Below are 20,500 nucleotides of genomic sequence, written 5' to 3'. Positions count from 1 at the left end.
TCCCCGCTCGCCGCGGTCCGGCCATCGGTTCGCGGCGAGCGGCCGACCGGCGTGCCTGGCACGGTGATGTCCCGTGCCGGGCGCGCCGTTTCGCGGCCGATGGTCCCTGCCGATCAGCGGCTCGGGGTGAGCACCGGTGCGGCGGGTGCCGGGGTCCGGGTGATCCGGCGGTCCGGGATGGCCAATGCCGCCAGCGCCCCTGCCAGCGACAGCGCGCCGCTGACCGCGATCGCCGGGGCGAACCCATCGGTGAAGGCGGCCGGTCCCGCGTAGCCGCCGGACTCGCTGAACACCAGGGCCAGCACCGCGACCCCGAACACGCCGCCCAGTTGCCGCCCGGTGTTGAACACCCCGGAGGCCTTGCCGATCTGCTCGGGCGTGACCGCGTTGAGCACGGCGGCCTGGGTGGCGGGCATCGCCATGCTCACCCCGGCCCCCGCGATGAGCATCGGCGCGATCAACTCCCAGTACGGCACGGACGGTGTCGCGATGAGCCCGAGCCACCCCATCCCGGCCGCCTGCAGGGCCAGCCCGAGCGCGGCCAGCGGCCGTGCGCCGACCCGGTTGACCAGCCTGCCCGCCAACGGCGCCACCAACGTCACCGAGGCCGTCCAGGCCAGCAGGTGCAGCCCGGCGGCCAGTGGCCGGTCGCCACGCCCGACCTGGAAGTACTGCGCCGCGAAGAACAGGGAGCCGTAGAGCGAGGCGTACAGGAACAGGCCGGAGGCGTTACCGGCCGCGAAGCCACGGAGCCGGAACAGCCCCAGGGGCACCATCGGCCGCTTGACGACCCGTTCCCAGGCCACGAAGGCGGCGCCGCAGACCGCGCCGGCAATCAGCGTTCCGACCACCTCGGCGCTGCCCCACCCGGCGGCGTTCGACCGGACCAGCCCCCACACCAGCCCCAGCGCGGCACCGGTCACCAGGACCAGCCCGCCGGCGTCCACGCCTCCGCCACCGGCGCCGCGGCTCTCGGGGACCCGCAGCAGCATCAGCGGGATGACGGCCAGGCCGATCGGCAGGTTGAGCCAGAAGATCCACTGCCAGGCGAGTCCCTGGGTGACGGCGCCGCCCACCACCGGACCGGCGACCACCGCGAGCCCGGTCAGACCGGCGAAGACCCCCAGCGCCTTCGGCCGGTCCGGAGGTGGATAGGCCGCGCTGAGCAACGCCATGGCGAGCGGCATCACGAGTGCCGCACCGGCGCCTTGCACCGTACGCGCCGCGATGAGCCAGCCCACGTTCGGCGCGAGTGCGCAGACCACCGAGGCGGCGGTGAACAGCGCCAGCCCGGTCGTGAGGACGAGCCGCCGCCCGAACCGGTCGCCGAGCACCGCACCGGTCATGAGCAGAACGGCGAAGCTCAGGCTGTACGCGTTCACCGTCCATTCGAGTTGTTCGATCGATGTGCCGAGATCCAGCCGGATCCGGCTCAGTGCCGTCGTCACGACGGTGGCGTCCAGCGCCACCATCACCGAGGCCGCGGAGGCGAGCCCCAGAACCCATCGTCTGTCCATGTGGGTACGGACCGGCACCCCGCCGAAAGGAATCGGTTCCATCCGCACGGCCCGAAAGCCGCTGCGGCCGGCCCGGCCTCCGCGGGCGGCCGCGCTATGCCCCGGCGACCACGAACCACGCCTCCGGCCGGTTACGGCAGGCGGAGGACGCGCACGATCCGCGCCGCGCCGCCCAGGCGGACCAGGGAGCCCGACGGGCCGGGCCGCGTGGTGGCGGTGATCGTGGCAGGGCTGCCGAGGGAGTCGCCCATGTCGACGGCGATGCCGGTGACACCCCGATCGGCCAGGTGAGCGGCGAGGCAGGCGGTGCTGTTGGCGTTGGCGACGTCTTCGGGGACGCCGATCGACGGGGCGAACATGCGGGCCGCGGCCCGGCCGGGGCGCTCCGGAACGGAGTAGACGTAGCAGCCCAGGAGGCCGAGCCTGTCGCAGGCGGCGCGGAGCCGTTCGGGGTCCGGGTCGAGCGCGGCCAGGGCCGATCGCGTGGCGACGGGGACCAGCAGCCGCGGCCGCCCGATCGCGGCGCCCCGGGTACCGGGCGCGAGGATGTCCGCGGTGACGCCGAGGGCGGGCAGGACGAGCGCGCACTCGATCGCGGTGGGCTCGCGCAGGTCGACGGGGCCGGTGTCGAAGGAGGCCGTGATGTGCCCCTTCTCCCGTACGGCCCGGCCGGCGAAGGCGCGCCCCGTCGTGTGGAGCGTCGTCCGATGTTCCCCGCTCCCGGCGCGCTCGGCGAGGAAGGCCAGGGCCGCGACGGTCCCGTGACCGCACGCGGGCAGTTCTCCCTCGGAGGTGAAGAAGCGCAGGGCGGCCACGGGTCCATCGGGTCCGTCGTACGCGGAGACGAAGACCGCGTGCGAGGTTCCCATCAGGACCGGCACGCGGCGGCGCTCGCCGTCGGTCAACGGCGCCTCGTCCAGCACCGCGGTCGGACTGCCGCCCCGGCCGTCGCGCAGGCACGCGTGGACGATCGAGACCCGCGGGCCGTCCCCGCTCATCGGCGGTCCTTTCCACCGGCTCGCTCGACTCCGGCCGGCTGAGGTGAATCCGGCGAGCCTACTCCTCGGCCGATTCCTGTCGGCGGGTCGGCGAGTCGATAGGGGTGACGGAACGCCCGTCGGCGACAGCCACCTTTCGGGAGTGACAATGCTGCTGGAGAACAAGAACGCGATCATCTACGGAGCCGGTGGGTCCATCGGGAGCGCGGTCGCGCACGCCTTCGCCGCGGAGGGGGCGCGGGTCTTCCTGGCCGGGCGCACCAGCGCGACGCTGGAGGTGGTCGCGGAGAAGATCCAGGCCTCCGGCGGCGTCGCCGACGTCGCCACGGTGGACGTGCTGGATCACGACGCCGTCGAGGCGCACGCCGACGCGGTGGTCGCCACCGCTGGATCCCTCGACATCTCCTTCAACGCCGTCAGCCTGCCCCAGACCGGTATCCAGGGCACCGCGCTGGCCGACCTGTCGCCCGAGGCTTTCGACCTGCCGATGGCGACCTATCCCAGGGCCAACTTCCTGACCGCCAAGGCCGCCGCCCGGCGCATGACCGGCCAGGGATCAGGCGTCATCTTGACGATCACGGCGAGTCCGTCGCGGACGGCCGTTCCTTTGATGGGCGGCATGGCACCGGCCTGGGCGGCGATCGAGTCGCTGTCCCGGGGCCTGGCCGCCGAACTCGGACCGGCCGGCGTCCGGGTCGTGTGCCTGAACGCGGCGGGGATGCCGGAGACCCCGCAGCTGACCGAGGTGTACGAACTGCACGCCGACGCGTACGGCATCAGCCGCGAGGCGTTCGAGGCCCGCATGGCGGATCGGACGCTGCGCAAGCGGCTGCCCACCGTCGCCGAGATCGCCGACGTGGCCGTCTTCGTCGCCTCGGACAGAGCCGCCGCGATGACCGGCGCGATCGCCAACCTCAGCGGCGGCATGATCGCCGACTGACGTGATCCGCGATCGCCGGTGAGGGGGCCCGGCACGGAAGCCCGGTTCCCCTCGACTCCGGGCTTCCACGCCGATCGCCGACGCCGTTCAGCCGTTCTCCTTCGCGATCGCTTCGCGTACCGCCGGGACGATGTCTCTGGCCCAGCGGGTGAGGGAGACGAGGTCCGGCGTTCCGCCTTCTGGGGAGAAGAGCATGAAGCCCGAGGCGCCGTGCTCCAGTACGGCCCCGGTCAGTTCCTCGGTCCACTGGTCGGTGGAACCGCCGATCCAGCGGCCTTCGGGGTCGCGCGTGGCGGGCAGGGGCCGGTCGGTGATGCGCCCGGGGAGGTTGAAGACCGTACGGATCTCGCGCGGATCGCGGCCGACGGCCGCCGCCGCTTCGTCGATGATCGGCCGCGATGTCCGGTAGCGCTCGCTGAGCCAGTCCGCCGCGTGGCCGGGGATCCAGCCGTCGGCCACGCGGCCGGTGGCGGCCAGGGATCTGCGGCCGACCGATCCGGTCCATACGGGAGGCGCGGCCACGGGAGCGGGCTCGATCCGGTTCACCTGGTAGTGGCGGCCCTGGTGGGTGACCGGGGGACCGCCGCCCGACAGCTTCTTGACCAGGACGATCGCCTCTTCGAAGAGGTCAACGGCCTCGGCCGGTGACAGGCGCGGCACTCCCATGTCGGCGATCCGGCCCCACAGCCCGCCGGCGCCCATGCCGAGCACGACGCGGCCGCCGGACAGCGCCGACAGCGTCGTCACCGTCCGCGCCAGCATGGGGGCGGGCCGGGTCGGCAGGTTGGTGACGTTGGCGAAGCCGGCCAGGTGTTGCGTACGCCCGAGGACGAACCCGATGGAGGCGTAGGCGTCCGCCCGGCCGCCGATGTAGGGATGGTCCGACAGGGAGAAGAGGTCGAGCCCGTCGCGGTCGGCCTGTTCGGCCATGCGCAGCAGTTCCGGTATCTCGTCGATGCCGCTGTGCGCGCCGAAGCCGAAGACGACTTTCTCTACGGACATGTTCTGCCTTCCTTCGATGGTCTGTGTGCGCGGTCTCAGGCGGTGGGGCCGAACTGCTCGACGAAACGGGCGGTGAACAGGTCCGTGCCCTTGTACTCGGCGACCATCGACGCGGGGGCGACGGACGGGCCTTCGGAGGAGGGCAACTGCCCGACACCGCCTTTCGAACCGAGCGGGAGAATGATCACGGGGAAGGGCAGCGGTTGGTAGGCGGCCGTGGGCTCCTCACCGTTCAGCCGGGCGGTGATGTTCGCGGCGACCACCTCGGCGTGGCGCATCGCGTAGCCGGCCATCTTGGCCTCCGCGACATCGGTGATGTCGCCGACCGCGTAGACGTGGTCGTACCCCTTGACGTTGAGGGATTCGGTCACGGGGACCTGGCCGAGCGCGTTGAGCGTCGTGAGCCTGCCGTCGGCAAGGTAGTCGCTGTTCGTGCTCTTACCGTAGGCGCGGAACCAGATGTCGGCGGTGATCTGCTCGCCGTCGGTGGTCGTGACCGTGAACGCGCCGACCTGGCCGGCCTCGGTGCTCGGCGGCACCGCCAGGCCGGTCCCCAGACGCAGCTCGATGCCCAGGCCGTCCAACTGGCCGCGCAGGGCCTCGACCATCGCCGGCTGGAAACCGGGCAGCAGCTCCTCGGCCGGGTCGGCGATGGTCACGTGCTTGTCCGGCCAGACCTCCTTGATCTCACCGGCCAGTTCCAGGCCGACCGGGCCGGCACCGAGGATCAGCACCTTGTCGGCCTGCCGCAGTTCCTTGTGCGTCCGGCGGAGGTCGTCCAGCGCGTCGCCGATCGAGTCGGAGCCCGGCTTGGCGGGGTAGGCGTAGCTGGAGCCGGTGGCCAGCACCAGGTAGTCGGTCGCGACGCGCTCACCCGAGGCCAGGGTGACACCGCCGGGGTCCACCGAGACCGCGCGGTCGCGGATCACCGTGCCCTCGGTGAGCAGCGTCTCGAAGGGAAAGAACGCGTTGGCCGCCCAATCCGGCCGGGTCAGCGCCCGCAGCGACGCCGCCGCGTTGACGAACGCCTCACGAGGGTCGATGAGGACGACATCGGCCTCGGACTCCAGCGCCTTGGCGACCGCGGCGCCTCCGTAGCCTCCGCCGATGACCGCGACGGTACGACTCATGATTGCACGCTCCTCAAAAGAAAGGCCGAGTTCGTAGTACGAACCATATTAGTTCGTACTACGAACAGCAACCTTTCCGGGAGTGTGGTGCCGCGCATCAGTGTTCGTGAGCGGCGGAGACCCCTTCGTCCGGCTCCAGGAAGACCGCGGGCACCTCGTTGGCCAGCACGACGCGACCCAGCAGGTCGGCGAGCGTGTCGCGCTCGGCCGCACTGAGGTTCCCCGGCAACTCCGCGACCCGCCGGCACGTCTCGGCGTAGAACTCCTCCACCAGCTTGGCGCCGTGCGCGGTGAGCGCGACCCGGACCGCGCGGGTGTCCCGTGGATCCGGTTCCCGCTGGACCAGGCCGTTGCGCTCGGTGCGGTCCACCAGGCCGGTAAGGCTCGACTTGGCCAGCCTCAGCATCGCCCCCAACTCGCTCATGCCGCGTGGTCGCGGCATCAGTACGCACAGCAACTGCCCCTGCTGTGGGGTCAGCCCGTACTCGCGACTGGATTCGGCGTACACGGAATCCACCAGGAACGAGGACCGCACCAGCGCGGCCACGACCCCGATCCGGCCATCGTCAGGCTTGCTCACCCGGCCAGGGTAACACCGAGAACGCCCACAATTCGTGTGACGAACTATGTGGGTACGGGCCGTGGAAGTGGCCGAGCGAGCGCCGCTCGGCCGGCCGTCCGCCGCATTCGCTGCAGCGGAACGACAAGGGGCCGAGCGCCTGGCGGCCTTCGCCACCGCACACCGGGCAGGGGCCAAGGCCACCCGTGTGAACCTCAGACATACTTCTTCCCGTTGCAGAGCTTGCAGGTCACCCACTTGCGCTTCTTGAATGACCCGCCGTTGCTGACCTCCCAGTATCCGCCCTCACCATTGACGGGATGTGACCGAGATCAGACATTCCGGCGGGCTTCTCGCCGATCAGGGTCGGCTGCGACAAATACTTGACGCAGGATGCCAAGTACTGGACGATCGGCGTCAAGTAGACGATGTGCGGACGAGGGGGAGGAGCCGGTCATCCGTAGGGAGCTCATCGATCAGTTGGTCCGGATCATTGAGGTCAGGCTGCTCGATCCGTTGGAGATCCTGCTCGACGGCGACGAGGCGGTCGGGGCGTTGCGTCGTTCGGTGCGGGACCGGGCGGAGGACTGGGCGGACCGGATGCTCGACGGTGACGAGCGGACGGCGACGCACACCATCGCGCGGATGATGGCGACGCTCTACCCCGGTGACGAGCCTTTCGACCCGCCCGCCGACTGGTGGCGCACGCCGCTGGGGCAGGTCGTCGTACGGCGGGTCGGGCACCCCTACGCGCGCGCCGTCTCGTACTCGGTGGCCGGGGCGATGCTCGGCATCACCCGGCAGGGCGTGCACGACCTGGTGACCAGGGGAAAGCTCGAACGCCACCCGGACGGCGGCGTGACGCCCGAGTCCATCCGCGACCGCCTGAACCGGCGGTCTCCGACCACATGAGAGGAATTCCATGGCCATTCGGCTCGCGACCCACGATTTCGGCGGGCCGGGGACGCCGCTGCTCCTGCTGCACGGGGCCGGCGCGAACCTGGTGAGCATGGCGGCGTTCGCCCGCGAACAGTCCGCGCGCTTCCGCGTGGTGACGGTCGACCTGCGCGGGCACGGCCGGTCCGAGGACGGGCCATGGGAGTGGGCGGCGGTGCTCGACGACCTCGACGCGGTCGCCGACGAACTGTCACTCGGCGAGCCCGCTGTCGTCGGCTGGTCGCTGGGCGGCATGCTCGCGGCGCTGTGGGCCGAGCGTCATCCGGCCTGCCCGATGGCGGTGAGCGTCGACGGCACGCCGCCGCCGGGCCGCCCGGACCAGCTCGACGGGCTGGACCCGGCACAAGGTCAGGCGGAGCTCGACCGGCTGCGCGCCGCCTTCGACGGGATGTCGGCCATGTACGCCAGGCCGCTGGCGCCCGAGGAGGTCGAGGCCGCCGTCGAGGGGCAGCGGGCGATGGCGCGGCGGGTCGGCGCCCCCGAGGACGCGGTCGTCGAGGGCTTCCGGCGCAACTTGGTGACCAGGGACGGGCGGACGTGGCTGCGGCCGTCGCCCGACGTCCTCGGCGGCCTCCGTACGGCGATGGACACGCTCGACGTGATCCGCGTCTACCGCGAGGTACGGTGCCCGCTGCTGGTGGCGGTCGCGACCGAGGACCTGCCGGAGCAGAAGCCGTTCCAGGAGCTGTACGCCGCCTACCGGCGCGGGTTCGAGTGGCGCCTGGCCGAGGCCGCGCAGGACAACCCCGCGCTGCGCGTCGTACGCGTCGAGGGCGCGAGCCACGCGATGGTCGCCGAGCGGCCCGCCGAGCTCGCCAAGCTGATCGGCGAGTTCGCCGACGAGAGCTAACTGAGCGCCTCGGCCAGGGACTCGCAGCCGCAGGCGACCGGGTCGGCGGGCTCGGAGGGGCCGAGCGGCCGGCCGTCGACCTCCTTGAAGATGCGGGCGGCGGGGGAGGCGTCGGCGAGCGCGTCGGCGGCGAGGATGACGGCGGCGGCCGTGTAGGTCGAGCGGTCGCCGGGGAAGTGGCGCCGGTTGGCGAACTGCCAGCCCGTCCAGTACGAGCCGTCCTCGTGCCGTAGGTGCTGGATCGTCGCGAACAGTTCGCGGGCGCGGGCGGTGTCGCCCATCGCGTCCAGGGCCAGGACGAGCTCGCACGACTCCGCCCCGGTCACCCACGGCTGGTCGGAGACGCACCGGCAGCCGAGGCCGTCGACCACGAACGTCTCCCAGTGCTCGTCGATCCGGCGGTACGCCGCGGGGCCGCGCAGCGGGCCGCCGAGCACGGGGTAGTACCAGTCCATCGAGAAGCGGCTCTTGTCGGCGAACGCCTCCGGGTGGGCGGCGACGACGTGGCCGAGCTGGTCGGCGGCGAGCTCCCAGTCGGGCTGCGGCTCGCCGAGGCGTTCGGCGAGGGCGACGGCGCAGCGCAGCGACTGGTGGATCGACGAGCAGCCGGTGAGCAGCGCGTGGTCGGCGGCGGAGCCGTCCGGGTGGCGGATCCAGAGGATCTCGCCGCGGGCGGTCTGCAGCCCGAGCGTGAACTCGATCGCGCGGCGGACCGTCGGCCACATGCGCGCCGCAAATTCCTGGTCGCCGGTGAGCAGCAGCTCGTGCCAGACGCCCACGGCGACGTACGCCGCGTGGTTGGACTCGCCGCCCGGCTCGGTGACCTCGCCGAGGACCCACTTGGCGGGCCAGGAGCCGTCCTCGCGCTGGTTGGCGCACAGCCACTCGTACGCGCGGCGGGACTCGTCGCGCAGCCCGACGATCGACAGCGCCATCGCGGCCTCGACGTGGTTCCAGGCGTCGACGTGGCCGGGTACGCCGCCGGTCGGCGCGAACCAGGGGATGGCGCCCGAGGGCTCCTGCTGGGCGGTGATGCTGTGGGCGGTGGCGAGGATGTCGTCTGCGGTCAGGATTCCGGGTACGGCCTCAGGCCGCCGCATGCGCCCGCTCCTGGTCCTCCGTCACGGAGACGGCGGGTTTGGTGAAGTAGACGACGACGCTCTTGCCGATGACCGGGTTCAGCACCCGCTCGGCGAGCCGGGTGGCGAGGGGTCGCTTCATGATGTCCCAGACGAGCACCTGGTGGTACGCCTTGGCGAGCGGGTGGCCGTCGTTGTTCACGCCCACCGCGCACTTGATCCACCAGTACGGCGCGTGCAGGCCGTGGGCGTAATGGTGGCCGCCGACCGTGAACCCGGTCGACTTGAGCTTGGCCTCCAGCTCGGCGCGGGTGTAGATGCGCACGTGCCCGCCCGGAGCGGTGTGGTAGTCCTCCGACAGCGCCCAGCAGATCCGCTCGGGAAGCCACGACGGCACGGTGACGGCGAGCCGGCCGCCGGGCTTGAGGACCCGCAGCAGCTCGGCCATGGCCGCCATGTCGTCCGGGATGTGCTCGAGCACCTCCGCGGCGACGATCTTGTCGAAGGTGTCGTCGGGGAACGGCAGGCTGAGCGCGTCGCCGGTGACGGTCCGCGCGGAGGCGCCCTCGGGCGGTTCGCCCGCCAGCTCCATCGCGCCGAACATCTTCGCCACCTCGGCGAGCTCCGCCTCGTCGCGGTCGAACGCGACGACGTGCGCTCCGCGCCGGTACAGCTCGAACGCGTGCCGCCCCGCGCCGCACCCCATGTCGAGCACGTGCTCGCCGGGCGACACGCGGAACCTGTCGAAGTCCACGGTCAGCAGGGTCAAGCTCCTTCCGGGCGGCGCCCGCGACGGCGGGCGATGGCGGCCTCATAGTGGCCTACGGTGGCCCGCGCGACGGCGGACCAGGTGAACCGCTCCTGCACGCGCGCGTAGCCCGCCGCGCCGACCCGCTCGCGCTCCTCGGCGGAGTCGTGCAGCCGGCCGAGCGCGCCCGCCAGCTCCTCGACGTCGCCGGGTTCGACGAGGACGGCCGCGTCGCCGACCACCTCCGGCAGCGCGCCCGTACGGCTGGCGACGAGCGGGGTGCCCGAGGCCATGTGCTCGACGGCGGGCAGGGAGAATCCCTCGTACAGCGAGGGCACGACCGCGATCTCGGCACTGGCCAGCAGCTCGCCGAGCTCATCGTCGGAGATCCCGGACACGAACCGGACGCGGTCGCCGAGGGACAGCTCGCCGACGAGCTTGTCGGTCGGGCCGCCGGGCGTCGGCTTGCTGACGACGACCACGTGGACGTCGCGTTCGGTGGCGAGCTTGGCGACCGCGCGCAGCAGCGTGGAGACGCCCTTGAGCGGGGAGTCGGCGCTGGCGACGGCGACGATGCGGCCGGGGACGCGTTCGCCGCGCGGGTGGAAGTAGCGGGTGTCGACGCCGAGGGGCAGGATGTGCACCTGCTCGGGCGGCGCCTGGAAGTCGCGGATGATGTCGTGCTTGGACGACTCGGAGACCGTGAGGATCGGGCCGATGCGCTGGGCGACCCGCGCCTGCATGTTCACGAACCCGTACCAGCGGCGCTTGCCGAACCGTTCTTTGAGGGTCCTGGCCGCCTCGATCTCGATCCGGCGGTCCACGCTGATCGGGTGGTGGATGCTCGTGACGAGGGGCAGGCCGAGCCGGGGGATGGCCAGGTTGCCGTAGCCGAGCACCTGGTTGTCGTGGACGACGTCGATCGAGTGGCGGTACTTCCGCAGCTCGCGCAGCACCCGCAGGCTGAAGGTCAGCGGCTCGGGGAAGCCGCCGGTCCGCATGTGCGCGAACTCCAGGACGTCGATCCAGTCGCGGTACTCCGACAGGGCCGGCGTGCGGAACGGGTTCTCGTCGGCGTACAGGTCCAGGCTGGGGACCTTGCGCAGGATGATGTCGTCGCGGTCCAGCTCCGGATACGGCTGGCCCGAGAAGACGACGACGCGGTGCCCGAGCTCGGCCAGCTCACGGGACAGGTGCCGCAGGTAGACGCCCTGGCCGCCGCAGTGCGGCTTGCTCCGATAGGAGAGCAGGGCCACGCGCAATGGTTCGCCGACCTCACCCACGCGTTGCCCCTCCCGCAAGTGTCACTGCTGGTGAAGTTAGACCATAGCCTGACAACCGTTACGGCTGACCCCCTATTAGCCATTGAGTCTAAAAAGGTGGTGAAGGCCACTTTCGTCGCACCAGTCGCACCAGTCGCACCAGTCGCATCAAGTGACACGTTGCCGGATCACCCGCTGAAGCGCACCGGCATCTCCTTGATGCCGTTGATGAAGTTGGACCGTTGCCGGCGCGCCTCGCCGGCCAGGGCGATGTCGGGCAGCCGTTCGGCGAGCGTCTCGAACAGCACCCGCAGCTCGAGCCGGGCCAGGTGCGAGCCCAGGCAGAAGTGCGGGCCGCCGCCCCCGAAGCCGATGTGCGGGTTGGGATCGCGCCCGATGTCGAAGTCGTACGGGTCGGCGAAGACGTGCTCGTCCCGGTTGGCCGAGGCGTAGAAGACCACGACCTTGTCGCCCGCGCGGATCTCCCTGCCGCCGAGCTCGGTGTCCCGGGTCGCCGTGCGCCTGAACAGGTTGACCGGGCTGACCCAGCGCACGATCTCGTCGGCGGCCGTCCGCGCCAGGCCGCCACCGTTCCGCCGGTCGGCCACGAGCCTGCGCCACTGCTCCGGGTGCTCGAAGAAGGCGAGCATGCCGCCGGAGGCCGCGTTCCGGGTCGTCTCGTTCCCGGCCACGACCAGCAGCATCATGAACAGGTCGAACTCGTCGACCGTCAGCTCCTCGCCGCCGTGCGGCCGCAGCAGCGTCGTGACGATGTCGTCCCGCGGCTCCTGCCGGCGTCGCTCGGCGAGCTCGTTGGCGTAGGCGTACAGCTCGGCCGCCGCGGCGCCCTCTTCCTCCTCCGTCGAGCGCAGGTCGGGGTCGTCCTCGCCGATCAGGCGGTTCGACCAGTCGAAGATCTTCTCGCGGTCCTCGACGGGCGCGCCGATCAGCTCGCAGATCACGTACAGCGGGAGGGGAGCGGAGACGTCGTGGACGAAGTCGGCCTCGCCCCGGCCCGCGACCTCGTCGATGAGGCCGCGGCAGATCTCCCGGACGTGCTCCTCCAGCCGGCCGATCGTCCGTGGCGTGAAGCCCTTGTTGACGATGCTCCGCTTGCGGGTGTGCTCCGGCGGGTCCTGGTTGAGCATCATCATCCGCTGCATGACGAGCTGCTCCTCGGTCGGCTCGGGGAACAGCGAGAGCCGGCGGTGGGAGGAGAAGATCTCGGGGTGGCGGGAGACGTGCACGACGTCGTCGTACCGGGTGACCGCCCAGAAGTCCGGTTCGCCGGGGTGCCGATGGACGGGGTCGTGGCGGCGCAGCCATTGGAACTGGTCGTGCGGGATACCGGCGTTCGCGTACCGGTCGGGGTCGACCAGGTCGATGTCCATCCGCGAATCTCCCTCAAAGGTCGGCTGTCTGGAATCCTCCGGCGGGAAGTCCGGTCAGCGCTTCGGCGAGCGCCTCGGGGGTCGAGCCGGTCACCCGCAGCGCCACCGTGGGCGGCGCCATGACCGTGACGGTGCCGCCGTACGTGACGAACACCTGGCCGGTGACGTCCTCGGCCGCGGGGGAGGCGAGGTAGGCGACGAGCGGGGATACGTGCTCCGGGGCGAGCGGGTCGGGGCCGTCCTCGGGCGGCGGCCCGAAGACGCCCGCCGTCATCGCCGTACGGGCGCGCGGGCAGATCGCGTTGGCGCGCACGCCGTACCGGCCGCAGGACCGGGCGATGGAGACGGTCAGCGCGGCGATGCCGGCCTTGGCCGCGGCGTAGTTCGGCTGGCCGGCCGCGCCGAGCAGGAACGCCTCCGACGCGGTGTTGACGATCCGCGCGTAGACCGGGCCGCCGGCCTCCTTCGACCGGCCCCGCCAGTACGTCGTCGCGTGCCGCGCCATCACGAAGTGGCCCTTGAGGTGGACGGACACGACGGAGTCCCACTCCGCCTCGGACATGTTGAAGATCATCCGGTCGCGGGTGATCCCCGCGTTGTTGACCAGGACGTCGAAGGTCCCGTACGCCTCCAGCGCCGTCTTGAGCAGCGCCTCGCCCGCCGCCCAGTCGGCGACGTCGCCCTCGGCGATCACCGCCTCGGCGCCCTGTTCCCGTACGAGTTCGGCGGTGCGCCGGACGGCCTCGCCCGGCAGGTCGTTGAGGACCAGCCGGGCTCCCCGCCGGGCGACTTCGAGCGCGTGCGCCCGGCCGAGGCCGTTGCCGGCCCCGGTCACCGCGACGACCCTGCCCTCGAGCGAGACGTCCCTGTCCGTGGCGGCCATCCGGCTCCTTCCGCGACGGCATGCCGAACGCCCGGGGTGGCCTGTCCGGGCATCGGCATGCCGCGTCCAATATAAGTGAAACTTGTTCTAGAGTGAAACCTGTTCTAACGGCGCCGCTCGGACGGGGTGAACCGGACCGGCAGCTCCTTGATGCCGTTGATGAAGTTGGACCGCAGCCGCCGCGCCGGGCCGGCCTGCTCGATGTCCGGCATGCGTTCGAGGAGCACCTCGAACAGCACGGTCAGCTCCAGCCGCGCCAGGTGGGTGCCGAGGCAGAAGTGCGGCCCGCCGCCGCCGAAGCCGATGTGCGGGTTCGGGTCGCGGCCGATGTCGAAGCGGTACGGGTCGGCGAAGACGTCCTCGTCCCGGTTGGCCGAGGGGTAGAAGATGACCACCTTGTCGCCGGCCCTGATCGGCTGCCCGCGCAGTTCGGTGTCGTGCAGGGCCGTACGGCGGAAGAGGTTCACCGGGCTGACCCAGCGCACGATCTCGTCCGCGGTGGTCCGGAGCAGCGCCCGGTTGCCGCGTAGCCGCCGCCACTGGTCCGGGTGCTCGAAGAAGGCCAGCATGCCGCCGGACGCGCCGTTCCGCGTCGTCTCGTTGCCCGCCATGATCAGCAGCAGGATGAACATCGCGAACTCGTCCGCGCTGAGCACCCGGCCGTCGGCGTCGGGCTGCAGCAGTTTGGTCGCGATGTCGTCGCCTGGGTGCTCCCGGCGGTAGGCCGCCAGCTTGTGGGCGTAGGCGAGGATCTCCGCCGAGACGTCGCGCGCGTGCTCGGCGGAGGTGCCGTAGTCCGGGTCGTCGAAGCCGATCAGCGCGTTGGACCAGTCGAAGAGCCGGCCGCGATCCTCCACCGGCGCGCCGATCAGCTCGCAGATGACGTAGAGCGGGAAGGGCGCGGAGATGTCGCGGACGAAGCACGCCTCCCCGCGCTCGACGACGTCGTCGATGAGCTGGTGGCCGACGTCGCGGATGTGCTCCTCGAGCTGTTTGATCATCCGGGGCGTGAAGCCCTTGTTCACGTAGCTCCGCTGCTTGGTGTGCTGCGGCGGGTCCATGAACAGCATCATCAGCCGGTAGAGCGCGATGTCGTCGTCGGTGAACTCCTCGAACATCGACGTGCGCGCGTACGAGGAGAACAGCTCGGGGTGGCGGGAGACGTGGACCACGTCGTCGTATTTGGTCACCGCCCAGAAGCCGGGCGAGCGCTCGTCGGGATCCTCGTGCCAGTGGATCGGTGCCTCCCGCCGCAGCAGGCGGAAGCCCTCGTCCGGGAAGCCCCCGCGCTCGTAGATCTCCGGCGTGATGATGTCGATCGGCATCGTCGCTCCTCGGGCGGCACCTTGTCTGAAACACGTTCTAAACCAAGCGCTCGCTCGGGTCAAGATATCGGAGGTCGCCGGGGGAGTGGCGCGCGTCTCATCGACCCGCTGTGATGTGAATGTCACTCAATGGAAAGAGGTGTCAGAGGTACGGCGGTGGGTGGATGTGGTCGATATCGGCTCCACCCGGACGATCCTCAGCAAAGCGATGAAACAAACTGGGGAGGTCGAAATGGCTGCTTCCGAGGCTTATCTGTCGTTCCTCGGGGACATGGGTGTTGCCGAGGCCGCCATTGACGCCATGAAACTCGTCGGGTGGTCGGTTACTCCGTCGACGTCACGTTGACGGATGCCTTCGGGGAGACCCTGGACAGGGTGCTCCGGAAGGCGCTGGCCGCCAACTCGTGGGAGACGGCCGACATCGAGGCCGAGCTGAAGGCCGTCTCCGAGGCCGTCTTCACGAGGGCCATCGCTGCCGCGCACGCGGCCTGGAGCGAGTTCGGCATGGAAGAGCCCGACGACGTCGACGCCGCGCGTGAAGACGCCAGGCGCGCCGCCGACGGTGTCGTCAGGCGGCGGGCCCGCCTGCACCAGGAAAAGTGTCGCCTCGGTCGCGGCTGAGGCCGAGGGAACGCTGCCATCGGCTACCGGCCGTCTGCTGGGAACCTCCCAGCAGACGGCCGGTTTCGCGCATTACGAGCGCTTTCCGCACCGGCGCGGTGTCGTCAGAGGCGTTCGAGGATCGTGGCGGTGGACAGGGCGCCGCCCGCGCACATCGTGACCAGGGCCGTCGAGGCGTCGCGGCGCTCCAGCTCGTGCAGGGCCGTGGTGATGAGCCGGGCGCCGGTGGCGCCCACCGGGTGGCCGAGGGCGATGGCCCCGCCGTTGACGTTGACCCGGTCCAGGTCCGGCTCGTGGACCGCGGCCCAGGACAGCACGACCGAGGCGAACGCCTCGTTCACCTCGAACAGGTCGATGTCCCGCATCGTCATGCCCGCCGCGGCGAGCACGGTCTCCGTCGACTGGATCGGGCCGTCCAGGTGGTAGTACGGCTCGGCGCCCACGAGCGCCTGCGCCCGGATCCGCGCGCGGGGACGCAGCCCGTTCGCGCGGGCCTGCTCCTCGGACATCACGAGGACGGCGGCGGCGCCGTCGGAGATCTGCGAGGACGTGCCGGCCGTGTGCAGCCCCTCGCCGGCCGCCGGGCGCAGCCGCGCCAGCCCGTCGAGCGTCGTCTCGCGCAGCCCCTGGTCCCGGGTCACGGTGCGGACCTCTCCGGTCGGCGCGCCGTCGTCGTCGAGCACCGGCGCCTCGATCGGCGCGATCTCGCGGTCGAAGCGGCCGTCCGCCTGCGCCTTGGCGGCGCGTTGCTGGGAACGCAGCCCGAAGGCGTCGAGGTCGGAGCGGGTCAGGCCGCGTCGCGCCGCGATGCGCTCGGCGGCGGTGAACTGGTCCGGCAGGTCGATCGACCAGTCGTCGGGGCGGGACCGGGCGTACGGGTGACGGCCGCCGGCCTCCGCGCAGGGGCCCGTGCTCGCGACGTTGGCGCCGAGCGGCGCGCGGCTCATGACCTCCACGCCGCAGCCGATCGCGGCCTCCACGACGCCGGCCTGGATCAGGGCGGCGGCCAGGTGGACCGCCTGCTGGCTCGACCCGCACTGGGCGTCGATCGTCGTGACGCCGACCTGGTGGGGGAGCCCCGCGTACAGCCAGGCGTGGCGGCCGACATGGCCGCCCTGTTCGCCCGCCTGTGTGACGCAACCGGCGAAGACCTGGCCGATTTCGGCCGTGTCGATTCCGGCACGCTCGACCACGGCGCGCTGCACGTGGGCCAGCACCGCCTGGGGTTTGAGCCCGGCCAGCCGGCCGCGGCGCTTGCCGATCGGCGTGCGTACGGCTTCAACGATGACCGGCGAGCCCATGTGGCCTCCTGCGGTGACGACGCTTCGCCGAACTATAACCCGTTCTAATATGACGGTTGCAAGCCTCTCGGCATCGGCTAATGTCGAGAAGAACTTGTTCTTGTTCGGTTTGATTCGGGGAGCGTGCCCGCAGCGGTCGGCCCGCCGCGAACCCCCGGCCGAGCACGCCCGGGCGGGGGTGGGGTGATGTCGTGGCCTTAGGCGATCAGGGTGTCGAAGTCGCCGGCCTTGGCGCCCTGGATGAGGGCTTTGATCTCCGCTTTCGTATAGACCAGAGCAGGCCCGGACGGATGCCGGGAGTTCCTGACGGCGACACTGCCGTCGGGGAGCTGGGCCAGCTCGACGCAATTACCTTGTGAGTTGCTCCGGTGGCTCTTCTGCCATCGGACTTCGGCGAGATCGGTGGCGGGGATGCCGTTGTACGCCCGGTACTGCATTCATGTCTCCTGGAGAATCCTGCTGAGGATCTCGGCGGTGTTGTCCGGAGGCGCGCTGACCACGCAGAGGCGTTCCATCGCCTCCATGTAGGCGTCCACGTCGTCGCGTCGGTCCAGATACAGCGCACTGGTGAGTTGCTCGACGTAGACCACGTCCGGCAGGTCCGATTCGGGAAACCGCAGGATGGTGAACGCCCCGGCCTCGGCGGTATGACCGCCGACCCGGAACGGCAGCACCTGGAGAATGACGTTCGGCAGCTTCGTCGCCTCGATGAGGCGCTCGATCTGGCCGCGCATCACTTCTCGTCCCCCGATCGGGCGTCGCAACGCCGCCTCGTCCACGACCGCCCACAGGCGAGGACCGTCCCCTCGTGTGAGCAGTTTCTGACGAGTTATCCGCAGGCTGACCCTCTGCTCGATCTCTTCGGGAGGCGCGGCCGAGTTGCCCAGGGAGATGACGGCGCGGGCGTAATCCTCGGTCTGCAGGAGACCGGGGATGAACTGGACCTCGTAGGTGCGGATCAGCGCGGCCGCCTCTTCCAGCCCCACGTAGGTCTCGAACCAGCCCGGCAGAACGTCGCCGTACCTGTGCCACCAGCCGGGAGTGTTGGCGTCCTGAGCCAGCTCGAGAAGAGTCTCCCGCTCTCGCTCGTCCATGACGCCGTAGAGAGTGAGCAGGTCGGCCACGTCGCGTTCCTTGAAACCCACCCGGCCCAACTCCAGGCGGCTCATCTTGGAACCGGAGGCGCGGATCGCGTATCCGGCCTCCTCGCGCGTGATGCCCTGTCGCTCGCGCAACCGGCGCAGCTGGGCGCCGAGGAGCCGGCGAAGAACGGTCGGTCCCCCAGCGGGCTGCGCTGTGTCCACCCCTACCTCCATGAGCATCGGTCAGCGCACAGTGTGCCACTCCCTTCCGTTGCTGTCAGAGTTTGCACGATCGTCTGCACGTGCATCGGGCCTTGCATATGCAAGGCATGTCGAGCAGGATAGCGCGCGAGGCACGCCGATCACTGCTTCCCAGAGGATCGCGATGACAGCACACGGAGCGCGCTGGATGACCGGTGAGAGCGTCGACGAAGCGCACGAGTGGCTGTTGTCGGCGATCGTGCGTGGCGGACCATGGTCCGGCCACGCCGTACCGCCCGCCAGGATGGGCCTGGACGCGAGGACGGAGGACCTCGCGGCGATGCCCGAATCCGTACGGGAGGCGCGCGAGTTCACCCGCGACGGGCTGAAGATCTGGGGTCTGGCGGCCATGTACGACGACGTCGGCCTCGTCGTCTCCGAACTCGTGACGAACGCCATCCGGCACGCCGTCGGAGGGGCGGCGCGACCCGGCGACACCCCGATCAGACTCGGCCTGCTGCGCACCGCCGGCCTGCTGACCTGCGCGGTCGCCGATCCCAGCGACGAGGTCCCCATGCAGGGGGAGGCCGACTTCGTCTCCCAGAGCGGGCGCGGCCTCTATCTCGTCGCCGCGGTCAGCGACTCGTGGAACTGGACCCCGCTGTACGGCCACGGCAAGGTCGTCTGGGCGAGCTTCGCCGTACGGGGCGGCTACTGATCCGCACCCGCGCGGCGGGCGTACGGAGCGCCGCGCGCGGGTCATGGGGTGCCGGCCGCGGTCAGAGCACGATGGCGCCCGCGATCGCGATCCACGCGCAGGCGCCGGCGACGAGCACTCCTTCCACCCATGACATCGTCGGGGGTTCGCCGGGGCCGCGCAGCCACCGCCGCCTGCGATACGCGACGACCGTCACGACCAGCGGGCCGGGCAGCGCCACGATCCCGACCGGGAATGCGATCTTGACGGCGAGCAGGCCGACCGCCCAGCAGGACAGCGCCGTCCGCAGCCAGGCGAGCTCCGTCCGCTGAGCCTGCAGGCCGGAGCTCAACGGGTCACGATCCCGCTCAGGAGCGTCAGCGTGAAAAGGAGTCCCACGCCCACCGTGAGGACGGCGGGAAGGGGATCACGCGGTAGGCACACCCCCAGCCGCATCGCCTCCTGGGCCCGCCGCCACCGGCGGTAGGCGATGGGCGCGATCGCCACGCTCAGCGCGATCGCGCCGAGGCCGATCTCCCGATGCCACCCCGGGAGGGCCACCCCCTGAATGCCGCCCGCGAGCGGTATCCCCAGCGCGGCCAGTCCGAAGGACGTCCGCACCCAGGCCAGCAGGGTCCGCTCGTTGGCGAGCGAGAACCGGTAGTCGGGCTCGTGCCCGGGTTCGTCGTCCGACATCTTCCTCCTCAGGACGGTCGAGGCACACCTCGATGATGCCTCTCCCTACCCCGGGTATTCGCAGGTGGGCCATGTGACCTCCTTCGTCGGGGGAGAGGCCAGAGGCGCTGTGCCCATTGATTCACTCGCTCCGCTCGCTCATGTGACCTCCTTCGTCGGGGGAGAGGCCAGAGGCGCTGTGCCCATTGATTCACTCGCTCCGCTCGCTCATGCGCACCGGGCCGGGGCGCCCGTCGCGGCTCCGGATCGGCCGGATCGTTCGGCGGTGGTATGGGATCCGCTCGAGCCGGGAAGGTCTGCCGGTGGTGCTCGTTTCCCGAGGGGCCTGTGTGGGATCGGGTACCAAGTCGGGCGTACGTGGCAACACGCTCAAATTTGCCCTCCGTATGACCCTGAGCAGGGAAAAGGTCCGTCCGGATCTCCCATTGTGGGCTTGTGTCGAGGCCCTTTGCGGAGCAACGTGGACCTTCGAGAGCGCAAACGGTGTTCCGGCACGATCGGGGGATGGTCGGCATGGCCGCGGAGAGAAGAGCCACAGCCACGAAGGAGAAGCCCGCGTCGCGGAGGGCGTCGGCGACGACCACGGCCACCGCACGGCGCGGTCGAACGGCGACCACGGCGGACATGACCAAGAGCGAAGAGCACGGGGCGGCGGTTCCCGTCCCCGTCGTGACGCCGCACGTCAAGGTCATGAGAGTGCCCCTCCCGACTCGGGGGCTCTCAATGGTCGGCGACATGGGGCGGGTCGCCGCCGGGTACCTGCCGCCCAAGGACCGGCTGATGTTCTACGGCGGCCTGGCGGCCGCCGCCGCCTTCGGAGTCCTCGACTGGCCGGTGGCCGCGGCCGTCGGCGTCGGGACGATGGTGGCGCGCCGCGCCGTCGGCAGACGCGAGAAGGCACGGCCGGTTCCGGCGAGCGCGCGGGCGACGTCGGAAGCGGCGACCCCGGCACGGGCCACGAGCCGGACGACGGCCGGCACGAGCCGGTCCCGGACGACCGCGGGAACCAGCCGGGCCCGGACGACGGCCGGCGCGAGCCGGACCGGGTCGACCGCGGGCGCCGGCCGAGCCAAGACGACGGCCGGCACCAGTCGAGCCAAGACGGCGGGCGCCGGTCGGTCCAAGACGACGGCGGGTACGAGCCGGTCCCGGACGACGGCGGGCACGGCCGCGAGTGAGAGCGGAGCGGGAGCCGAGACCGCCGGTACCGCGACCACGCCTCGTTCCGCTGGCCGGTCCACGGCCACCGAGAGCGTCTGAC

The 20,500-nt window shown here is 71.1% G+C and carries 23 protein-coding genes; 7 read left to right on the top strand and 16 right to left on the bottom strand.

Annotated features, from left to right (window positions below; translation table 11 throughout):
* Positions 1-113: 113 nt before the first annotated feature.
* On the bottom strand, positions 114-1,517 hold the full coding sequence (locus tag AB0L00_RS30215) for a DHA2 family efflux MFS transporter permease subunit (protein WP_364440471.1): 1,404 nt from the start codon (positions 1,515-1,517) through the stop codon (positions 114-116).
* 131 nt (positions 1,518-1,648) lie between these two features.
* Positions 1,649-2,515 (bottom strand): PhzF family phenazine biosynthesis isomerase, encoded by an 867-nt coding sequence (locus AB0L00_RS30210; RefSeq protein ID WP_364440470.1) that lies wholly within the window; start codon positions 2,513-2,515, stop codon positions 1,649-1,651.
* A 148-nt stretch (positions 2,516-2,663) separates the two neighbouring features.
* On the opposite strand from AB0L00_RS30210, the gene AB0L00_RS30205 reads away from it, so the two are divergent.
* Positions 2,664-3,455 carry an SDR family oxidoreductase gene (locus tag AB0L00_RS30205; RefSeq protein WP_364440533.1) on the top strand — a complete coding sequence of 264 codons (792 nt, stop codon included), beginning with the start codon at positions 2,664-2,666 and terminating at the stop codon, positions 3,453-3,455.
* Between the two features lie 87 nt (positions 3,456-3,542).
* Here AB0L00_RS30205 and AB0L00_RS30200 read toward each other — a convergent pair whose 3' ends face one another.
* The 3 genes from AB0L00_RS30200 to AB0L00_RS30190 all read right to left on the bottom strand — a co-directional run bounded on the left by AB0L00_RS30200 (position 3,543) and on the right by AB0L00_RS30190 (position 6,167).
* Complete coding sequence (locus AB0L00_RS30200) at positions 3,543-4,457, bottom strand: LLM class flavin-dependent oxidoreductase (RefSeq protein WP_364440469.1); 915 nt, start codon at positions 4,455-4,457, stop codon at positions 3,543-3,545.
* 35 nt (positions 4,458-4,492) lie between these two features.
* Positions 4,493-5,587, bottom strand: coding sequence for an FAD-dependent oxidoreductase (locus tag AB0L00_RS30195; RefSeq protein WP_364440468.1), 1,095 nt, complete (start codon positions 5,585-5,587; stop codon positions 4,493-4,495).
* 97 nt (positions 5,588-5,684) lie between these two features.
* On the bottom strand, positions 5,685-6,167 hold the full coding sequence (locus tag AB0L00_RS30190; protein WP_364440467.1) for a MarR family transcriptional regulator: 483 nt from the start codon (positions 6,165-6,167) through the stop codon (positions 5,685-5,687).
* Between the two features lie 459 nt (positions 6,168-6,626).
* Between AB0L00_RS30190 and AB0L00_RS30185 the strand changes: the two genes are divergently transcribed.
* Positions 6,627-7,058 (top strand): hypothetical protein, encoded by a 432-nt coding sequence (locus tag AB0L00_RS30185; RefSeq protein WP_364440466.1) that lies wholly within the window; start codon positions 6,627-6,629, stop codon positions 7,056-7,058.
* A gap of 10 nt (positions 7,059-7,068) precedes the next feature.
* A complete protein-coding gene (locus AB0L00_RS30180; protein ID WP_364440465.1) occupies positions 7,069-7,953 on the top strand; it encodes an alpha/beta hydrolase in 885 nt (294 codons plus the stop codon).
* On the opposite strand, the gene AB0L00_RS30175 is transcribed toward AB0L00_RS30180, so the two are convergent.
* From AB0L00_RS30175 to AB0L00_RS30150, 6 genes are all read right to left on the bottom strand, one after another.
* Positions 7,950-9,053: a prenyltransferase gene (locus AB0L00_RS30175; RefSeq protein ID WP_345356867.1), complete on the bottom strand. Its 1,104-nt coding sequence runs from the start codon at positions 9,051-9,053 to the stop codon at positions 7,950-7,952. The genes AB0L00_RS30180 and AB0L00_RS30175 overlap by 4 nt on opposite strands.
* Entirely contained in the window at positions 9,040-9,795 is a 756-nt protein-coding gene (locus tag AB0L00_RS30170) for a methyltransferase domain-containing protein (protein WP_364440532.1), read from the bottom strand. The genes AB0L00_RS30175 and AB0L00_RS30170 overlap by 14 nt, the downstream gene beginning before the upstream one ends.
* A gap of 2 nt (positions 9,796-9,797) precedes the next feature.
* Entirely contained in the window at positions 9,798-11,063 is a 1,266-nt protein-coding gene (locus AB0L00_RS30165) for a glycosyltransferase family 4 protein (RefSeq protein WP_364440464.1), read from the bottom strand.
* A gap of 167 nt (positions 11,064-11,230) precedes the next feature.
* Complete coding sequence (locus tag AB0L00_RS30160) at positions 11,231-12,433, bottom strand: cytochrome P450 (RefSeq protein ID WP_364440463.1); 1,203 nt, start codon at positions 12,431-12,433, stop codon at positions 11,231-11,233.
* A gap of 13 nt (positions 12,434-12,446) precedes the next feature.
* Positions 12,447-13,316: an SDR family NAD(P)-dependent oxidoreductase gene (locus AB0L00_RS30155; RefSeq protein WP_364440462.1), complete on the bottom strand. Its 870-nt coding sequence runs from the start codon at positions 13,314-13,316 to the stop codon at positions 12,447-12,449.
* Between the two features lie 104 nt (positions 13,317-13,420).
* A complete protein-coding gene (locus AB0L00_RS30150; protein WP_364440461.1) occupies positions 13,421-14,641 on the bottom strand; it encodes a cytochrome P450 in 1,221 nt (406 codons plus the stop codon).
* Positions 14,642-14,801: 160 nt separating this feature from the next.
* Between AB0L00_RS30150 and AB0L00_RS30145 the strand changes: the two genes are divergently transcribed.
* Together AB0L00_RS30145 and AB0L00_RS30140 are read left to right on the top strand one after the other, a co-directional pair.
* Positions 14,802-14,987: a hypothetical protein gene (locus tag AB0L00_RS30145; RefSeq protein WP_364440460.1), complete on the top strand. Its 186-nt coding sequence runs from the start codon at positions 14,802-14,804 to the stop codon at positions 14,985-14,987.
* The gene (locus AB0L00_RS30140; protein ID WP_364440459.1) at positions 14,957-15,262 is read left to right on the top strand and encodes a hypothetical protein; all 306 of its coding nucleotides are present in this window, start codon (positions 14,957-14,959) and stop codon (positions 15,260-15,262) included. Before AB0L00_RS30145 ends, AB0L00_RS30140 begins: the two co-directional genes overlap by 31 nt.
* Before the next feature lie 104 nt (positions 15,263-15,366).
* Here the strand turns inward: AB0L00_RS30140 and AB0L00_RS30135 are convergent, their stop codons facing one another.
* From AB0L00_RS30135 to AB0L00_RS30125, 3 genes are all read right to left on the bottom strand, one after another.
* Positions 15,367-16,563: a steroid 3-ketoacyl-CoA thiolase gene (locus tag AB0L00_RS30135; protein WP_364440458.1), complete on the bottom strand. Its 1,197-nt coding sequence runs from the start codon at positions 16,561-16,563 to the stop codon at positions 15,367-15,369.
* Between the two features lie 197 nt (positions 16,564-16,760).
* Positions 16,761-17,000, bottom strand: coding sequence for a DUF397 domain-containing protein (locus AB0L00_RS30130; RefSeq protein ID WP_345356888.1), 240 nt, complete (start codon positions 16,998-17,000; stop codon positions 16,761-16,763).
* Positions 17,001-17,867: a helix-turn-helix transcriptional regulator gene (locus tag AB0L00_RS30125; RefSeq protein WP_345356891.1), complete on the bottom strand. Its 867-nt coding sequence runs from the start codon at positions 17,865-17,867 to the stop codon at positions 17,001-17,003.
* A 163-nt stretch (positions 17,868-18,030) separates the two neighbouring features.
* Here AB0L00_RS30125 and AB0L00_RS30120 point away from each other — a divergent pair, with 163 nt between their 5' ends.
* Positions 18,031-18,564 carry an ATP-binding protein gene (locus AB0L00_RS30120; protein WP_364440457.1) on the top strand — a complete coding sequence of 178 codons (534 nt, stop codon included), beginning with the start codon at positions 18,031-18,033 and terminating at the stop codon, positions 18,562-18,564.
* Positions 18,565-18,625: 61 nt separating this feature from the next.
* Here the strand turns inward: AB0L00_RS30120 and AB0L00_RS30115 are convergent, their stop codons facing one another.
* Both AB0L00_RS30115 and AB0L00_RS30110 read right to left on the bottom strand, forming a co-directional pair.
* The gene (locus AB0L00_RS30115) at positions 18,626-18,895 is read right to left on the bottom strand and encodes a DUF202 domain-containing protein (protein ID WP_345356897.1); all 270 of its coding nucleotides are present in this window, start codon (positions 18,893-18,895) and stop codon (positions 18,626-18,628) included.
* Positions 18,892-19,239: a DUF202 domain-containing protein gene (locus AB0L00_RS30110; protein WP_345356900.1), complete on the bottom strand. Its 348-nt coding sequence runs from the start codon at positions 19,237-19,239 to the stop codon at positions 18,892-18,894. The genes AB0L00_RS30115 and AB0L00_RS30110 overlap by 4 nt, the downstream gene beginning before the upstream one ends.
* 624 nt (positions 19,240-19,863) lie before the next feature.
* Here AB0L00_RS30110 and AB0L00_RS30105 point away from each other — a divergent pair.
* Positions 19,864-20,499 carry a hypothetical protein gene (locus tag AB0L00_RS30105; RefSeq protein ID WP_364440456.1) on the top strand — a complete coding sequence of 212 codons (636 nt, stop codon included), beginning with the start codon at positions 19,864-19,866 and terminating at the stop codon, positions 20,497-20,499.
* Position 20,500: the final 1 nt, after the last annotated feature.

The organism is Actinoallomurus sp. NPDC052308 (genome assembly GCF_040679195.1).
GTDB classification, from domain to species: Bacteria; Actinomycetota; Actinomycetes; order Streptosporangiales; family Streptosporangiaceae; genus Actinoallomurus; species Actinoallomurus liliacearum.
The sequence above is the reverse complement of the archived record's forward strand: the minus strand, read 5'-3'. Positions and strand labels throughout refer to the sequence as shown.

Coding starts and splice junctions, on each gene's coding strand:
- AB0L00_RS30215 (WP_364440471.1), bottom strand. CDS start 1,517: ATGGACAGACGATGGGTTCTGGGGCTCGCCTCCGCGGCCTCGGTGATG.
- AB0L00_RS30210 (WP_364440470.1), bottom strand. CDS start 2,515: ATGAGCGGGGACGGCCCGCGGGTCTCGATCGTCCACGCGTGCCTGCGC.
- AB0L00_RS30205 (WP_364440533.1), top strand. CDS start 2,664: ATGCTGCTGGAGAACAAGAACGCGATCATCTACGGAGCCGGTGGGTCC.
- AB0L00_RS30200 (WP_364440469.1), bottom strand. CDS start 4,457: ATGTCCGTAGAGAAAGTCGTCTTCGGCTTCGGCGCGCACAGCGGCATC.
- AB0L00_RS30195 (WP_364440468.1), bottom strand. CDS start 5,587: ATGAGTCGTACCGTCGCGGTCATCGGCGGAGGCTACGGAGGCGCCGCG.
- AB0L00_RS30180 (WP_364440465.1), top strand. CDS start 7,069: ATGGCCATTCGGCTCGCGACCCACGATTTCGGCGGGCCGGGGACGCCG.
- AB0L00_RS30175 (WP_345356867.1), bottom strand. CDS start 9,053: ATGCGGCGGCCTGAGGCCGTACCCGGAATCCTGACCGCAGACGACATC.
- AB0L00_RS30160 (WP_364440463.1), bottom strand. CDS start 12,433: ATGGACATCGACCTGGTCGACCCCGACCGGTACGCGAACGCCGGTATC.
- AB0L00_RS30155 (WP_364440462.1), bottom strand. CDS start 13,316: ATGGCCGCCACGGACAGGGACGTCTCGCTCGAGGGCAGGGTCGTCGCG.
- AB0L00_RS30150 (WP_364440461.1), bottom strand. CDS start 14,641: ATGCCGATCGACATCATCACGCCGGAGATCTACGAGCGCGGGGGCTTC.
- AB0L00_RS30135 (WP_364440458.1), bottom strand. CDS start 16,563: ATGGGCTCGCCGGTCATCGTTGAAGCCGTACGCACGCCGATCGGCAAG.
- AB0L00_RS30130 (WP_345356888.1), bottom strand. CDS start 17,000: ATGCAGTACCGGGCGTACAACGGCATCCCCGCCACCGATCTCGCCGAA.
- AB0L00_RS30120 (WP_364440457.1), top strand. CDS start 18,031: ATGACAGCACACGGAGCGCGCTGGATGACCGGTGAGAGCGTCGACGAA.
- AB0L00_RS30110 (WP_345356900.1), bottom strand. CDS start 19,239: ATGTCGGACGACGAACCCGGGCACGAGCCCGACTACCGGTTCTCGCTC.
- AB0L00_RS30105 (WP_364440456.1), top strand. CDS start 19,864: ATGACCAAGAGCGAAGAGCACGGGGCGGCGGTTCCCGTCCCCGTCGTG.